Here is a 14,319-nt window from a genome sequence, read left to right as displayed (position 1 = left end):
ATGCCTGTTTTTTCATCATTGAATATTAACGAACGCTTGTATCTCTCGCTCAAGATCGCCTTTGAGGCGTTCGCTTTGAAGGTCATCCTTCAATCGCAAGACATCCTCCAAGCGTTCCTGACCAACTCCTCGTTGCATCGCTAGTACGAGTGTTTGAAGCATCATCGCTTGGTCGAATCCACTCGCGGCAAGCCACGCATCTTGCATCGCCCATATCTTATCGACGCTCTGCTGAAGCGTCTGATTCGGTAATTCGATGCCGTTAACAAGGAGATGGACTTCGAGTTGTCCGATGTAATGCTTCGCATCATCGATCGCCACAGTGACGAGTTTTTCCCACGCCATTTGCATGCCGTCTGTATCGTTTTCAAAAATCGCGATGAGTCCTTTCGTCAAATCGACTTCGATTCGTCCGACGGCAGTCGTTTCACTAAATGCAAAAAACTGCTCCAATCGATCAAACTCTTGCTGTGATTGTTCGATTTCTCCTTCCAGATACAAAAACAGTCCAAGAAAACGTTGAAACGAAATGACATGATAATAGACATCCTGCTCCCGCATGTACTGAACCCCTTCACGCAATAAGGCGATTGCTTCTGTATAATGATCATCGAACAAACTTGCTCGAAGTGCACGCAAGATTTGGAAATTTAAATAGGTTTTTGGCGCAAGTGGAATCTCACGTGGTACATCCATTGCTTCGATCAGCTCGTACGCTTCCTTCGTCCGTTTGAGATTGAACAAAAAATAGACTGTCGAGATCTGAACGAGCAACTGCTCATCTTGACGACCGAGCTGTCGAAAAATCTGCTCTGCTTTCTCGTAATACGTCAAACCAAGCTCCGGGTCAGACGCTCGGAGGGCATCGCCGTATTTATGGTAGACCTGCCCTTGCCAATAAGAAGTCGTTTCCGGAACCAAGTAAGGTTTTAGCAGTTCCTGAATTTTTTCGTCTGAAAAATATGGGGTATGCCGTGAACGGATTGTTTCGATGAGTTCCCGCATCTGAACATCCCGCGGATCAAGCATCAATTCTTCGACCGTCACCTGTAATCGCCTAGCAATCGCCTGTAGTGCGTGTACAGACGGTGTCGCTTTCCCATTCTCGACCATACTGAGCATCGACTTCGTGATGATACCGGTCGCAACGTCCGTTTGTGTCATTTTTTTCTGTTTTCGGATCTGTTTGATACGTTCCCCTAACACACTGGTCACTCCTTTTATCATAAAAGTTAAATTAAATTTAACTTTTCCTTTACATTTTTCTTCCACTCCTTTATTCTACACTAAAGTTCAATATAATTTAACTCTGAAGGAGTGAACAGGATGTCATTTAATTTAAAGCGTGTCTTATTCGGAAAGTTTTGTTCATTGTTCGCGGCTAGTCTCTTTACGTTTGTCGCCGGACTGACCGTCTTACGGGAAACATCGTCTGGTTTTCAGTTCGCGCTCGTATTGCTTGCAGGATCGGTGCCACGGATTTTGCTCTCACCGGTTGCGGGTGTCCTCGCTGATCGATGGAACCGCAAACGAATCATCGTCATGACCGAGAGCTTAAGCGCACTCGTCTTGTTCGGACTTTTGCTCTATTCGCTACAAGCCCCTCTACATACCGTTCATTACATCATCGCAAGTGTCCTCTTGACGAGCCTGTCGACGTTCCTGTCCGTCACCTTATCAAGCTCGTTACCGCGACTCGTACAAGAAGAGGAGTTACAACGCGGGAACGCCCTCTTCTCGACGATTCAATCGACCTCAACGATCACCGCTCCACTCGTTGCGGGATTGCTCATCGCCGCTGTCTCTATCACGCAATTTTTGGTTTTACCGTTTCTCTTGTTTGCTTCTGCTGCCTGGTGGAATAGCCGTCTCCGCTTTCTTGCAGTGGATACCTCTCCTCTGGCTACTACCGATACTCAGTCTTTCGTCTCGGAGTTTAAAGAAGGCTACCGCTATCTGTTCCGTCAACCAGTGTTGACGACGCTCGTCCTGATGGCGATCGTCCTGAACTTCTTTTTTGTCGCTTTCGAAATCTTGTTACCAATCATTTTGCTCGATCGACTGCAATTCACACCATTTCGATTTGGAATGGTCGAGTCCGCACTGGGTGCCGGTCTTCTTGTCGCTTCGTTACTTCTTGCCTTACCTCGCTTTACGGTGAAACGTCCGTTACGAATAATATTCGAGTCGCTCTTTTTAATCGCCTCTTGTTACGCGCTTCCTGCACTTGCGCTACTCGGCTATGTACCATCTGCTCTACTACTACCTTTCTTCATGATTCTACTGTTCATCGACGGCATGCTCGTCTTACGGATGAACATTCCATTACAGCTCATCGTTCAAAAACAGACCGATCCGGCTTACCTCGGACGTGTCATCGGTGTGCTGGAATCGGTCGCGATGGCGATGATGCCGATCGGTACCCTATTGTTTGGTTTACTCAGTGATCATGTATCTATCATCGTGCTACTTGGAGTCGGTACAGTCGGCTTATTCGGTGCTGCATCATTCGGATTCCTTCGACTTCGTAAAAACATCTTATCCGAGAGCATTCCTGTAGCAGACACAAAAAACACGTCCTCCCTCACTTCGTGAGAAAGGACGTGCGTATCGGTCAGACCGTCGCTTTGACGGCATCCATGATTAATTTTAATGATTGTTGTTTTGCTTGTTTGTCTGCAATCATCGAAGCGATCATCACTTCGTCCGTTCCATATGAATCGGCAAGCTCTTGTAATTGTTTCGCAACGGATTCCGGGTTACCGACGATCATCCGTTTCCGATTTTCAGCAATCCGGAACTGATCTTGGAACGTATACGGATACGCTGCTGCTTCTTCCGGTGTCGGCGTTCCTGTTGACGAGACCCCTTTTTCGAGTAAGAGCAGAGATAAATCAAGGCTTGACGCCAAACGTTCTGCTTCTTCCGTCGTTTCGGCACATGTCACGAAGATCGAAACGAGTGTTTGTGGTGTCTCATTAAACGACGTCGCCATGAAATTATGACGATAGTAATCCATTACTTCCTGACCACCCTGTCCATTGATGAAGTGAGCAAAGGCAAATCCGAATCCGCGTTGTGCGGCGTTCAAGGCACTACCACCACTTGATCCAAGCAACCAGCCTTCTGGTGTCGTATCGACTTCTGGTGTGGCGACGAGTCCCGCGAACCGGTGTCCGGCAGGTGCCCCGTCTTTCAAGTAATCAATGAGATCATCGAGTTGTTCGCCGTAATCGGCTCCACCAAACCGTGGCGACGAACCTTCTTGTAACGCACGTGTCGCAAGCGGCATACCGCCCGGTGCCCGACCGAGTCCAAGGTCGATCCGGTTCGGAGCAAGTCCTTCAAGGACACGGAAGTTCTCCGCGACTTTATAGGCACTGTAATGCGGCAACATGACACCGCCTGAACCGAGACGAATCTGTTTCGTCACCGCTGCCATGTATGCGATCAGGACTTCCGGGCTCGAACCAGCCAGTGTTTTGGCGAAATGGTGCTCGGATACCCACAGACGATGATAACCGAGTTCATCCGCGATTTTTGCGAGCTCGACCGTTTCGTGTAAAGCATCAGATGGGGATTGTCCTTTAGAGACCGGGGATTGGTCTAAAATACTAAGTTTCATATATGTCTCTCCTTTTTCTTTCGAATACGTACCTACACTGTACGCCTCCTCGTTGTACGGCGCAACGAAACTGCTTCTTTCCGTCATGGGGACGTTTTCATTTTGAAATTCAGGGAACAATGCCTAAGTGAGCATAAAAATCTAACAAATGGGGTGGAGCTACATGTCAACGCATACTACGAATCAAGAAGCAGTCGAAACGGTCAAGAAACTGATTGATAAAATCGAAACAGCGATGCTGACGACGATTTCAGCAGAAGGACTCGTATCGCGTCCGATGCAGACACAGGATATCGAATTTGATGGCGACCTCTGGTTCCTCACTTCAAAAGAAACAGACAAGTACCAAGAACTACTTAAGAATCCGAGTGTCAACGTCGCGTACATCGACAAATCATACGTCTCGATCCGTGGGACAGCAGAACTCGTCGAAGACATCGAACGAAAAAAAGAGCTCTGGAGCCCACGTTACGAAGCATATCTTGGAACGACATACGAAGATCCGAAAGTCGTCTTGATCAAGGTCAACACGGAAGCTGCTGAGTACTGGGAAACAGGAAACACGACAAAGTCCGTCAAACAAGTCTTGAAGAAAGTCGTCGGCAAAGACGATGAGAACGAAATCAATAAAACAGTCGACTTATCTTGACGAGTTAAACCCGCGCAGCTTGCGTGGGTTTTTTCATGTGAAGATAGTCGTTTTTCTCAAAATGATGTAACATAATAAAATGAACTAATACGTAACTTAACTAAAAGGAGTACAATCATGGGAGAATTTTTTACGTTATTACGCCGGGGTAACCGGTCTGCGTTGACGGCAGGCATCGTCAACTCTATCATCGCCATCATCAAGGCAATTGCCTACGTCCTGACGGGAAATGTCGCGATGTTCGCCGAAATGATGCATACGCTCGGGGATGCTGCCAATCAATTTTTCGTCTTCATCGGTTCTGCCCTCAGTAAAAAAGCACCAACGAAACGGTTCCCGAATGGCTTTGGTCGTCTCGTCAATCTCGTCTTGTTAGGCGCAATCCTCTTTGTCGGCATCATGGCCTACGAAACGATTCATGAAGGGATTGCCCATATCATCGAACCGACAGAATCGACAGGCTTCTGGATCACGTTATCCGTTTTATTCGCAGGGGTCGTCTTAGAAAGTGGTGTGTTCTTTAAAGCAATGCAGGAAATCGCGCATGATGCGAAATTGGACTCAAAAGGACCACGCCTCATCCTCGACAGCTTCCGGTCACTGAAGCAAGCAAAACCAGCGACACGCCTTGTGTTCCTTGAAGACTTAGTCGCAACGGCTGGCGGAATCGTCGCGATGATCGCCGTCATCATCTCACATGTGACACCGTTTCATCAGGCAGAAGGAATTGCTTCTATCCTGATCGGGCTGATGATGTTTTACGTCGTCGGAAACGTCTTCCTGCAAAACGCAGCTGGTGCACTTGGTGAAGCCGATGAGACGATGGCAGCACGTCTCGGCGGACTGATCATGAAAGACCCAGACGTCAAAGACATTAGTAAACTGGAAGTTATTAAAGAAGGCGATCATTTCCACGTCGAAGTTGAAATCGAAGTTGATCCGACGTTGACGATCGCTCAAGCAGACGACATCAAAGACCGCCTTGAACTGCAGATCCGTTTGCAACAAGGCATCATCGATGTGACGATCGGCTTTGACGAAGACGATAAGATTCAACAGTATATCGTCGCTTCTGACGAGTCATGACACCGTTCACGCAAGATGTCCTGACCATCATTCGCTCGATTCCTGCTGGTCGGGTCATGACGTACGGGCAAGTCGCTCGACTAGCCGGTCATCCGCGTAGCGCACGACAAGTAGCGCGGATTCTTCACAGCATGAGTACGACGAAACGTCTACCGTGGCACCGCGTGCTTGCTGCTGGTGGAAAACTATCACTTGAAGGCGATGAACAGCGACTTGCGCTTGAAGCAGAAGGTGTCGAGTTCCTCACCGCCCGTCAACTTGATTTATCGCGTTATCAAGTAAGAAGCGAATAGATACAACAAGAGAGGGATGACCGGTTCGCAGACCAGTCATCCCTCTCTTTTTATCGTAATGAATCAAGCTTTTGACGTACTCGAAGCCGCAGCAATTTGTCGACGTACTTCTGCTTCAAGCTGTGGTTCCGGTGGTTGCCAGCCTTCTGGTTTCATGACCTTTTGGTCAGATTCTCGGAAGATTGGTTTTCCGTCCGGTCCAAGCTTCGCCATGTTGGCACGTTGAACGATCTCGAACAATGGAGCCGGATCAAGCCCGATCTCAACAAAGCTTCCCATGATGAAGTAGAGCGCGTCCGTCAAGGCATCCCCTTGTCCAACGAGTCGTTCGACATCTGTTTCAGGTTGTTTCATCTGGAGCGATTTTTCGACCGCTGTATCAAGCCCTGACTTGAAACGTTCGATTGCCTCGAGGAACTCTGCTTCACTCGTCGCCGTTTGATGCAAGAACTCAACGACCGCTTCTTCCGCCGTCCAGGTCGAGCGTTTAATCCCACGATCAACCGTCATTGGTGTTGGCGTCGTTGCACCAGGGTGTGAAAACACACGGTGGAATTCCTTTACGTCTTGATAATAGTTTGTCATACCGATCATCCCCTTTTACCGAATGTCTCCATTCTAACAGGTTCAGAACCGGAGTTCGACTCATTGATGAACGACGTCGAGTAATGCCATCCCGCGCGTGATTAATTCATCTCGCTGTTCGGACGTTGCTTTTAAGCGTTCGAGATCAGCGACAAGACGTGGTTGGTCGACTTCATCCGCCAACTCAAGTAATTCGAGGCGGAGTAACCAAGCGTCCGGTAACTGGACGAGTGTCTGGTCGATCAGTTGCGGCAACCGTTCCCGACCAGCACGTCCTTCGCGAATCTCACGAATAACTTCGAAGATTGGATCAGCCGCTGTCAACGGACGCTCGATTCGTTCGAACTCGATCGTTTCTGGAATCGGCTTCAGTGCTTCAACTTCCGTTCCCGGGAATGCTGACGTGATGTCACCGACGATCAATTCCATCCGGTCCATCGTCATCGTTTTCCCGTCGTTCGAGAGCGTTGCTGCTTCTAAAACGACGAGTGCCCGGTGACCATTGACATTTTGAATTGCTGAGATGTCACCTGTGACATGAACATTTCCTTCCGCCCAGTCGAGACGTTCACCGACTTTGACTTGCATCAATACTTCGTTCAATTCCTTGCCGTGAAGGAGTGTAAAACCTTCCGGATGATCTGCAAGTCCTTGACCTGTCAACACTTCATCGTTTGCAGCCAACGCTGTCGGTCCAGTCAGTTTGACGATATGCAGCGAATCGTGAATCTCTTGCGTTTCAGGAACACCGACGAGTGAGAGACCGCTGTCGAAGACGAGCGTTGACAGATTGCCCGATTCAACGGCTTTCGTTAGTCCGTGGATGCCACCGCGAATGTAGGACATCGATTGAGCGAATTCTTCGAGTGCGTCGCGGAGTTGTTCAAACGATTCACAGACGAAGAGTTCTTTTTGCATGCTCGTCACGTCATGTTTCGTCGCAAGTGCTTTCTCAAGCGAGAATGGATGTTTAACGACCGCGTCCGTCAAACAATGGCGACTTTCACCGACTGATGATAGAAGACCTGCCCCGTAGATTTGCGGGTTGTCGATATCACCAATCAGACCGAATTCAACCGTCCACCAGAACAGACGTGAGATTTCGTTCGCTTCCGAAATCCCTTTGACGTGTGTCCGTGTCTCCGCAAGCTCAATTTCAGCTTGCTCGATATCGGCTGGCGTCGAGAATGGACTCTCTTTAACGATCGTCAATTTCTTGAGTGCCTTGAACACGTCATGCTCGGCTTTATGGTTAAAGGCATGTGCCCCTATCTCACCGAAGCGACGAACGAATTCCGCGTAGACCGGATTCATCAAGATCGGTGCATGCCCCGCTGCTTCGTGCAGAATATCCGGTGCTGGTGTATAGAGAATGTTATCGACCTTCCGGATGTCGGTCGCAATCGGTAATAAACCATGTCCTTGGAAATCGAAGAAGGCGACGCCAGGAATGAGACCATCGACAGCGACTGTTCCCCAGCCTCCACGGCTTAGGTTCGCTGTCATCTCACGTACATCTGGAATCCGTTCCGGGCTGATGCCCGATGCAGCAAGCCCTTCGAGGTATGCTGGATGTGCTGTATCTTGTAACGTATTTAAATTCAGTCGCATGACGTATCTCCAAACGGCATGATCCGTTGGCGTGTAGTCTTCGTAGTGCTGTGGTGCGACATGTGGACGTAAGTGACTTGGAATGATTGGTGTAGACATATGAGTTCCCCCTTGAATGAATGTAAGATAACAAAAAAGCCCCTGCCGAACGTATCGTTCGACAGGGGCGACGAAAGCCGCGGTACCACCCTGATTACCCAGTCATCGACTGAGTCACTCATGATTGGGATAACGGTTTGCTCCGCTCGCTTACGCAAGAAGCTCAGAAACTGTAATTCAACACCATCTGTGTACACGTTCGCAGCGCCACGTGCTCTCTGAAACAGGGAGATGGTCTTTACTTCGGTTTCATCATCGCTCAATCTTTCGTTCTGTTATGCTGTTATGCTGTTATGCTTTTAGCAAGTAAAGTATCGTTAAGGAGGACTATACGCTTACTTTTTACTTTCGTCAATGGCTTTTTTACGTTTGAATCGATTAAATGTTTTATCACGGACTGATTTTTGTTCGATCGTCAGTGATGTGATATGGCGACGAAGCCCACCATTGAGCCGTTTTTCAAAGGATTCGAGTTCTTGTATCCACTCGTTCATCGAGACGACGATCGGTAAAATTTCCATGATGACTTCTTCCTCGAGTTCATCACGATCGAGAAAAGAGTGCTTGACGAAGGCAATGTTCTCTTTGACGAGATCCTCCATCGCGAGCGGTTCTTCCGTCAACAGGAGATCGTATGTCAGCAAGACTTTCTCTTGTCGCTGGGCGATATGCATCAAGTGATAGAACAGTTCACTTCGAAGATCGTCTGCAATCGAATCAAGTGCCTTCTCTCGTTCTCTAAAGCGCTCTGCCGTCGCGACGCCACGTTCGAGGCACGATTGCATATGTTTGAGGATCAGCAGGTTCCGTAGAAGCGAGGCATGCTTCTGACGCGTTCCTCTAATTTCTTCCTTGTGTAGGTTGAACAGGTTTTGTGTCTCAAGGAGCGAACGCCCCATCTTATCGATTGCTGCCCGATATGGGGTGACCTTGCCTTCAAAGGCAATTGCTCGCGTGACGACGAGTAGTTTCTCAAAGAGTTTCGTCGCTTTCTGGTAATAGACATTGCCGTAACGTGGCGGGAAAATCAACGCATTGATGCCGAGTGCACAACCAATCCCGAGCATGACGAGCAAGTAGCGGATCAAAACGACTTGCCAAAGTGGTTCGGTCGCAGTCGCGACACTTTCGAGAATGACGATGATCATCAAGACGACGTGTGGAATCGTCCGCCCGAAACCAAAAGCTAGCAAAATCGAAATTGCTGCCATGATGACGATCCCGATCGCAAGCGGATTCGCCGGATTATCGCCTAAAATCCAAAGTGCGAGTAACGTCAAAAAGGCACCAATCAAGTTGGCCTCTGCTTCCTCGAGAAATTGTTTCCATGTCTGATAGACCGAAGGCAGGAGTGTCGTCGCTGCCGAGATCGCAGGCAGGATTGGGCTGAGGTTGAACAGGTTACTGATCAACAGCGCCAAGATGACCGCAAGACCTGTCTTAATGGTCCGTGGTCCGATTTGTAAGGATTGTCCACCCATGTCCATCCCTCCTTCTTATTCAGTATGCCCTCTATTCTTCACCGTTAGCCGTCAAAATTCAACAAAAAATCCCCTCCGCTTAAAAACGGAGAGGAGATTTAGGTGAATTATGATGCTTTCGTACCTGTTCCTTCTGTCATTTCCGCTTTCGCGACCGATTGGTCAACAAGCGGTTTTTTGAGGAAGGATAGGATTGCCGCACCGACGAGTGAACCGATGAGGATCGCACCCGCGTAACCGACGATTGCCATGACCGTACCTGATGGACCATCAAGTAACGGGAAGACGAAGATACCGCCGTGTGGTGCAGGGAGCAAGACGCCGAAGACGATCGTCAACGCACCAGCGATCGCTGAACCGATGACGCTTGACGGAATGACGCGCAGTGGATCGGCTGCAGCGAATGGAATCGCACCTTCAGTGACGAACGATGCGCCCATTGCGTAAGCAGCGATACCTGCTTCACGTTCTTGCGGCGTGAATTTCTTACGTGCGAACAATGTGGATGAGAAGGCAACGATGAGTGGTGGAACCATACCACCTGCCATGACAGCTGCCATGACTTCCGTGTTACCTGCTGTAAGAGCAGCTGTACCGAAAACGTATGCTGTTTTGTTGATTGGACCACCCATGTCGATTGCCATCATCGCTGCGACGAGCATACCGAGGAGGATTGCGTTTCCACCACTGAGTCCGTTCAATGAATCTGTGAGCCATGTCATGAACTTCGCGATCGGCTCATTGATGACGAGTAACATGATCATTCCTGTGATGAATGAACCAAACAGAGGATAGAGCAAGACTGGTTTGATTCCTTCAAGTGCTGCTGGAAGACCTTTGAAGACTTTAACAAGCAAGAGTACGACGTACCCGGCAAGGAAACCGGCAATCAATCCGCCGAGGAAACCAGCGTTACCGTTGCTTGCAAGGAAACCAGCAATTAGACCAGGAGCAAGACCTGGTTTATCAGCGATCGACATCGCGATAAATCCAGCGAGGATCGGAATCAAGAGACCGAACGCGGCTTTCCCGATCGTCATCAATTGCGCAGCGAATTCATTGTACGATGGATCTTTTGGGTTCGCAGAGTTGATACCCCAGAAGAAGCTGATTGCGATCAAGAGACCACCTGCAACGACGAGTGGTAACATCGCGGATACCCCACTCATCAAATGTTTGTAGAATCCGCCACGAGCTGGTTTTGAGCTTTCGCTTGAACCGCTCGCTTTGTAGACAGGTGCATCCTGTTTGACGGCACGGTTGATCAATTCTTGTGGTTTCCGGATTCCTTGTGCAACTGGTACTTCAACGACGTGTTTCCCGTTAAAACGATCCATCTCAACTGCTTTATCCGCTGCGACGATGATGGCTGTCGCATCGTTGATATCTTGTTGTGTCAAACCGTTCTTGACGCCTGTCGATCCGTTCGTCTCGACTTTGATACGGACACCCATCTCTTCCGCTTTTTGACGAAGGGCATCAGCTGCCATATACGTGTGTGCGATTCCTGTCGGACAAGCTGTGACGGCAAGGATATATGGTGCGTCTTGATCGACGTTGTCGCTTGAGACGTCAACTGGACCTTCTTCTTCGCGTTCCTTCGCTTCGATTGCTGCGATGACTTCGTCTTTCGTTTTAGCCGCAAGGATCGTATCACGGAAGTTCATATCCATTAAATAAACGGATAGTTTCGAAAGTGTTTCAAGGTGCGCATTATCTGCGTTCTCACCCGCTGCAATCATGAAGAACAACCGACTTGGTTGACCGTCGAGTGCTTCGTAGTCAACACCTGTCGAACGACCGAAAGCGATTGCTGGTGTTTTGACCGCTGCTGTTTTTGCGTGTGGGATCGCGATTCCTTCCCCTAAACCTGTCGTACTTTGTGCTTCCCGTGCGAGAATTGCTTCTTTATATGCCGAGCGATCGTTTAGTTTTCCTGCCCGATCGAGGACGTTGACGAGTTCATCGATGACAGCGGCTTTAGATGACGCTTGTAAATCGAGTTGAATCGTATCACGTGTCAAGAGATCAGTAATTTTCATGAGTAGTCACACTCCTTTTAGGATTGAATGAGTTCAACGACGTTGACGTCTACGAGGAGACGATCGATATCTTCTTTCGTACAAAGACCGAAGGAATAAGCAGACGCGCTGCCAGTCGTTACCGCATAGCGGAACGCTTCTTCTGGTGATTTGCCGAGCGCGTGGCTGGCGACGAATCCAGCGACGAGTGAATCTCCGGCACCGACGGAATTGACGAGCTTTCCTGCCGGTGTGTTTGCCGTGTAGGCACCTTGACGATTGACGAGCAGTGCTCCGTCTCCTGCAAATGAGATGACGACATTCTCGGCACCACGCTCGACGAGCTGTTGCGCATATGGAACGGCCATCTCCTTCGACGTAATCTCGACGTCGAAAATTTCACCGAGTTCATGGTGATTCGGCTTGATTAAAAATGGACCGAGCGGTAAGACTTCAAGCATCGCTTCCTTCGTCGTATCGACGGCGAAGCGGACGTTCCGTTCATTCAAGATCGTCGCGATATGACGATAGAGATCATGCGGTAGACTGCTTGGGATACTACCTGCGAAGACGACGATGTCACCGGCTTGCATCGTCTTGAATCGGGATAATAAATGCTCCAGCTCTTCCGGTTGAATCTTCGGTCCCGCTGCATTCAGCTCAGATTCTTGATCGGCACGAATCTTTACGTTGATCCGCGTCTCATCTTGAATCGGTGTGAAGTCCGTTAACACGCCTCGTTTCTCGAGTTCCGTCCGGATGAATTGTCCAGTACTTCCTCCAAGGAATCCGAGTGCTTGTGTTTCTACCTCATAGTTTTTTAGGACGAGAGAGACGTTGATTCCTTTCCCTCCGGCCACTTTTTCCGCCTGTTCGACACGATTGACTTGTCCTGCCTCAAATACCGGTAACGTGACATAATAGTCGATTGATGGGTTGAGTGTCAGTGTATAAATCATTTCGCGTTCACCACCTCTGTATATTGACTGTATTTCGCTGCTTGCTCACTGGATGTCGTCGTGATGATCGTCGCCGCTTGCAAGGACGCCACCCGACTGAAGCTGATCGCATCCAGCTTCGTCTCATCGACGAGTACATACGATTGTTTTGCTAATTCGATCGCTGTCTTCTTTACGAGTGCCTCTTCCGGATCTGGTGTCGTGAAGCCTTGTGCCGGATGAACACCGTTCATCCCAAGGAACGCGACATCAAAATGGTAAATCAACATTCCTTCACGTGCGTTGTAACCGACGAGTGCCTGCGTTGAATGCTTGAGTTGCCCTCCGACGACGAACGTCGGGATACGGTGATAGAGTAACGTGTTCGCTAGAGGAAGACTGTTCGTTACGACCGTAATCGCCTTCTCTTCGAGATACGGAACGATGGCAAGCGTCGTCGTTCCGGCATCGAGATAGACATACATACCGTCTTCAATCAGGTCGGCAGCCGCTCGCGCGATCCGTTCCTTCTCTTCGACATGTTGGTCACTCTTCTCGAAGTAACTCAGTTCTTCAATTTGCAAATGGTTTGCTGTTGCTCCCCCGTGCACTCGACGCAGGTGACCTGCTGTCTCGAGTTGTGATAAATCCCGACGAACCGTGGATTCACTCGCACCGGTTTGTTCGACGATCTTTTGCATCTTGACGACTTCTTCTCGGGCTAAAAGCTCAAGGATGAGTTGATGGCGTTTTTTGGTTAACATAAGGTTTCCCTCCGCATCTTTAATATAAAGCGTTTACATATAAAAATCAATCAAAAACGTTCAAAATTTATATAAATTCTTTATAAAACGTTCAGAATACGACTTTTTTCGACATGAAACCGTTCTTATAGTTTCATTATACATCAAAAACGGTCATTTTATGACTGTTTTATTTTTTGAAATCAATCATTTTTTAAATTTTTGACGATTTTCACAAAATAAAAAACCACTTTCCAAAGTAATTTGGAAAGCGGTGAATGCAATTCAATCAATTCGGTCATCTTCGTTCACTGGACTTCATTTTGTAAACGACCGATTCCTTCAATCGATACTTCGACGACATCCCCTGTCTGAAGGTAGACCGGTGGTTTCATACCATGTCCGACACCAGCTGGAGTTCCTGTCGCGATGACATCTCCGGCTTCAAGCGTCATCCCACGTGACACTTCCACTAAAATCGTTACGACGTCACGCAACATTAAGGCGGTTGATCCTGACTGTCGGAGTTGCCCGTTCACACGTGTCTCGACGAGGACGTCACTTGGATCAAAGCTATCCGCTGAGACGATGACCGGTCCAAACGGACAGAACCCATCGAGTGATTTACCACGGAAGAACTGGACGTGTTCTTTTTGTAAATCCCGTGCCGTCACGTCATTGACAATACTGTAACCAAACACATGATCAAGCGCATTTTCTGGTGTCAGATCACGCCCCGTCTTGCCGATGATGATGGCAAGTTCTCCTTCATAATCCAGTTGCTTCGTCAAATCTGCATGCCGTTCGATTGGTTCGAACGGACCGACGATCGACGTCGGTGCTTTCGTGAACAAGACGAATTTCCCTGCTCCCACCGTATCCATCTCTTTGATATGATCAGCATAGTTCTTGCCGACGCAAATGACATTTCGTGCTGGTATATACGGTGCGAGTTGTCGCACATCCCCTTTAAGTAGTGGTGCGATATCTAAATCAATATCAACATCAAACTCACGTGAAATCACTTCAAACAATGAATCGGTGTAGACTTGCCCTGTTACATCATATGTAGTGCCCTGTTGTTCAACCCCGATGCCTACTTTTCCGTCTTGCTCAAATCGAAACCATTTCATCTTAACTGCCCCCTTTATTTTTAGTATAGCGAAACGGATAACCCGTCGCACCTAA

General features: G+C 48.6%; 13 protein-coding genes and 1 other annotated feature. Of the genes, 4 read left to right on the top strand and 9 right to left on the bottom strand.

The features are described 5' to 3' along the window. Window positions 1-15: 15 nt before the first annotated feature. Entirely contained in the window at window positions 16-1,206 is a 1,191-nt protein-coding gene (locus MKY22_RS05800) for a helix-turn-helix domain-containing protein (protein WP_341087354.1), read from the bottom strand. Between the two features lie 120 nt (window positions 1,207-1,326). On the opposite strand from MKY22_RS05800, the gene MKY22_RS05795 reads away from it, so the two are divergent. Continuing rightward, window positions 1,327-2,595, top strand: a complete 1,269-nt coding sequence (locus MKY22_RS05795; protein ID WP_341087352.1) for an MFS transporter — start codon at window positions 1,327-1,329, stop codon at window positions 2,593-2,595. 19 nt (window positions 2,596-2,614) lie between these two features. Here the strand turns inward: MKY22_RS05795 and MKY22_RS05790 are convergent, their stop codons facing one another. Continuing rightward, on the bottom strand, window positions 2,615-3,625 hold the full coding sequence (locus MKY22_RS05790) for an LLM class flavin-dependent oxidoreductase (protein ID WP_341087351.1): 1,011 nt from the start codon (window positions 3,623-3,625) through the stop codon (window positions 2,615-2,617). Window positions 3,626-3,788: 163 nt separating this feature from the next. Here MKY22_RS05790 and MKY22_RS05785 point away from each other — a divergent pair, with 163 nt between their 5' ends. From MKY22_RS05785 to MKY22_RS05775, 3 genes are all read left to right on the top strand, one after another. After that, window positions 3,789-4,274, top strand: a complete 486-nt coding sequence (locus MKY22_RS05785) for a pyridoxamine 5'-phosphate oxidase family protein (RefSeq protein ID WP_341087350.1) — start codon at window positions 3,789-3,791, stop codon at window positions 4,272-4,274. Between the two features lie 117 nt (window positions 4,275-4,391). Beyond that, complete coding sequence (locus tag MKY22_RS05780; RefSeq protein WP_341087348.1) at window positions 4,392-5,360, top strand: cation diffusion facilitator family transporter; 969 nt, start codon at window positions 4,392-4,394, stop codon at window positions 5,358-5,360. Next, window positions 5,357-5,653: an MGMT family protein gene (locus MKY22_RS05775; protein ID WP_341087346.1), complete on the top strand. Its 297-nt coding sequence runs from the start codon at window positions 5,357-5,359 to the stop codon at window positions 5,651-5,653. The genes MKY22_RS05780 and MKY22_RS05775 overlap by 4 nt, the downstream gene beginning before the upstream one ends. Window positions 5,654-5,716: 63 nt before the next feature. Here the strand turns inward: MKY22_RS05775 and MKY22_RS05770 are convergent, their stop codons facing one another. From MKY22_RS05770 to MKY22_RS05740, 7 genes are all read right to left on the bottom strand, one after another. Beyond that, window positions 5,717-6,247, bottom strand: coding sequence for a hypothetical protein (locus MKY22_RS05770; RefSeq protein WP_214855318.1), 531 nt, complete (start codon window positions 6,245-6,247; stop codon window positions 5,717-5,719). A 51-nt stretch (window positions 6,248-6,298) separates the two neighbouring features. After that, window positions 6,299-7,948 carry an aromatic amino acid hydroxylase gene (locus MKY22_RS05765; protein ID WP_214855316.1) on the bottom strand — a complete coding sequence of 550 codons (1,650 nt, stop codon included), beginning with the start codon at window positions 7,946-7,948 and terminating at the stop codon, window positions 6,299-6,301. Between the two features lie 60 nt (window positions 7,949-8,008). Continuing rightward, window positions 8,009-8,213, bottom strand: a binding site (T-box leader). Window positions 8,214-8,283: 70 nt separating this feature from the next. Next, the gene (locus MKY22_RS05760; RefSeq protein WP_035408788.1) at window positions 8,284-9,429 is read right to left on the bottom strand and encodes an FUSC family protein; all 1,146 of its coding nucleotides are present in this window, start codon (window positions 9,427-9,429) and stop codon (window positions 8,284-8,286) included. A gap of 107 nt (window positions 9,430-9,536) precedes the next feature. Next, a complete protein-coding gene (locus tag MKY22_RS05755) occupies window positions 9,537-11,471 on the bottom strand; it encodes a PTS fructose transporter subunit IIABC (RefSeq protein ID WP_341087339.1) in 1,935 nt (644 codons plus the stop codon). A 17-nt stretch (window positions 11,472-11,488) separates the two neighbouring features. Next, entirely contained in the window at window positions 11,489-12,409 is a 921-nt protein-coding gene (gene pfkB / locus MKY22_RS05750) for a 1-phosphofructokinase (protein WP_035408794.1), read from the bottom strand. Further along, window positions 12,406-13,152: a DeoR/GlpR family DNA-binding transcription regulator gene (locus MKY22_RS05745; protein ID WP_341087336.1), complete on the bottom strand. Its 747-nt coding sequence runs from the start codon at window positions 13,150-13,152 to the stop codon at window positions 12,406-12,408. The genes pfkB and MKY22_RS05745 overlap by 4 nt, the downstream gene beginning before the upstream one ends. Window positions 13,153-13,439: 287 nt before the next feature. After that, complete coding sequence (locus MKY22_RS05740; protein WP_341087334.1) at window positions 13,440-14,264, bottom strand: fumarylacetoacetate hydrolase family protein; 825 nt, start codon at window positions 14,262-14,264, stop codon at window positions 13,440-13,442. Window positions 14,265-14,319: the final 55 nt, after the last annotated feature.

The sequence above is a fragment of the Exiguobacterium sp. FSL W8-0210 genome (genome assembly GCF_038006045.1).
Lineage (GTDB): Bacteria > Bacillota > Bacilli > Exiguobacteriales > Exiguobacteriaceae > Exiguobacterium_A.
Note: the sequence above shows the minus strand (reverse complement) of the source record. Positions and strands in the feature narration are given on the sequence as shown.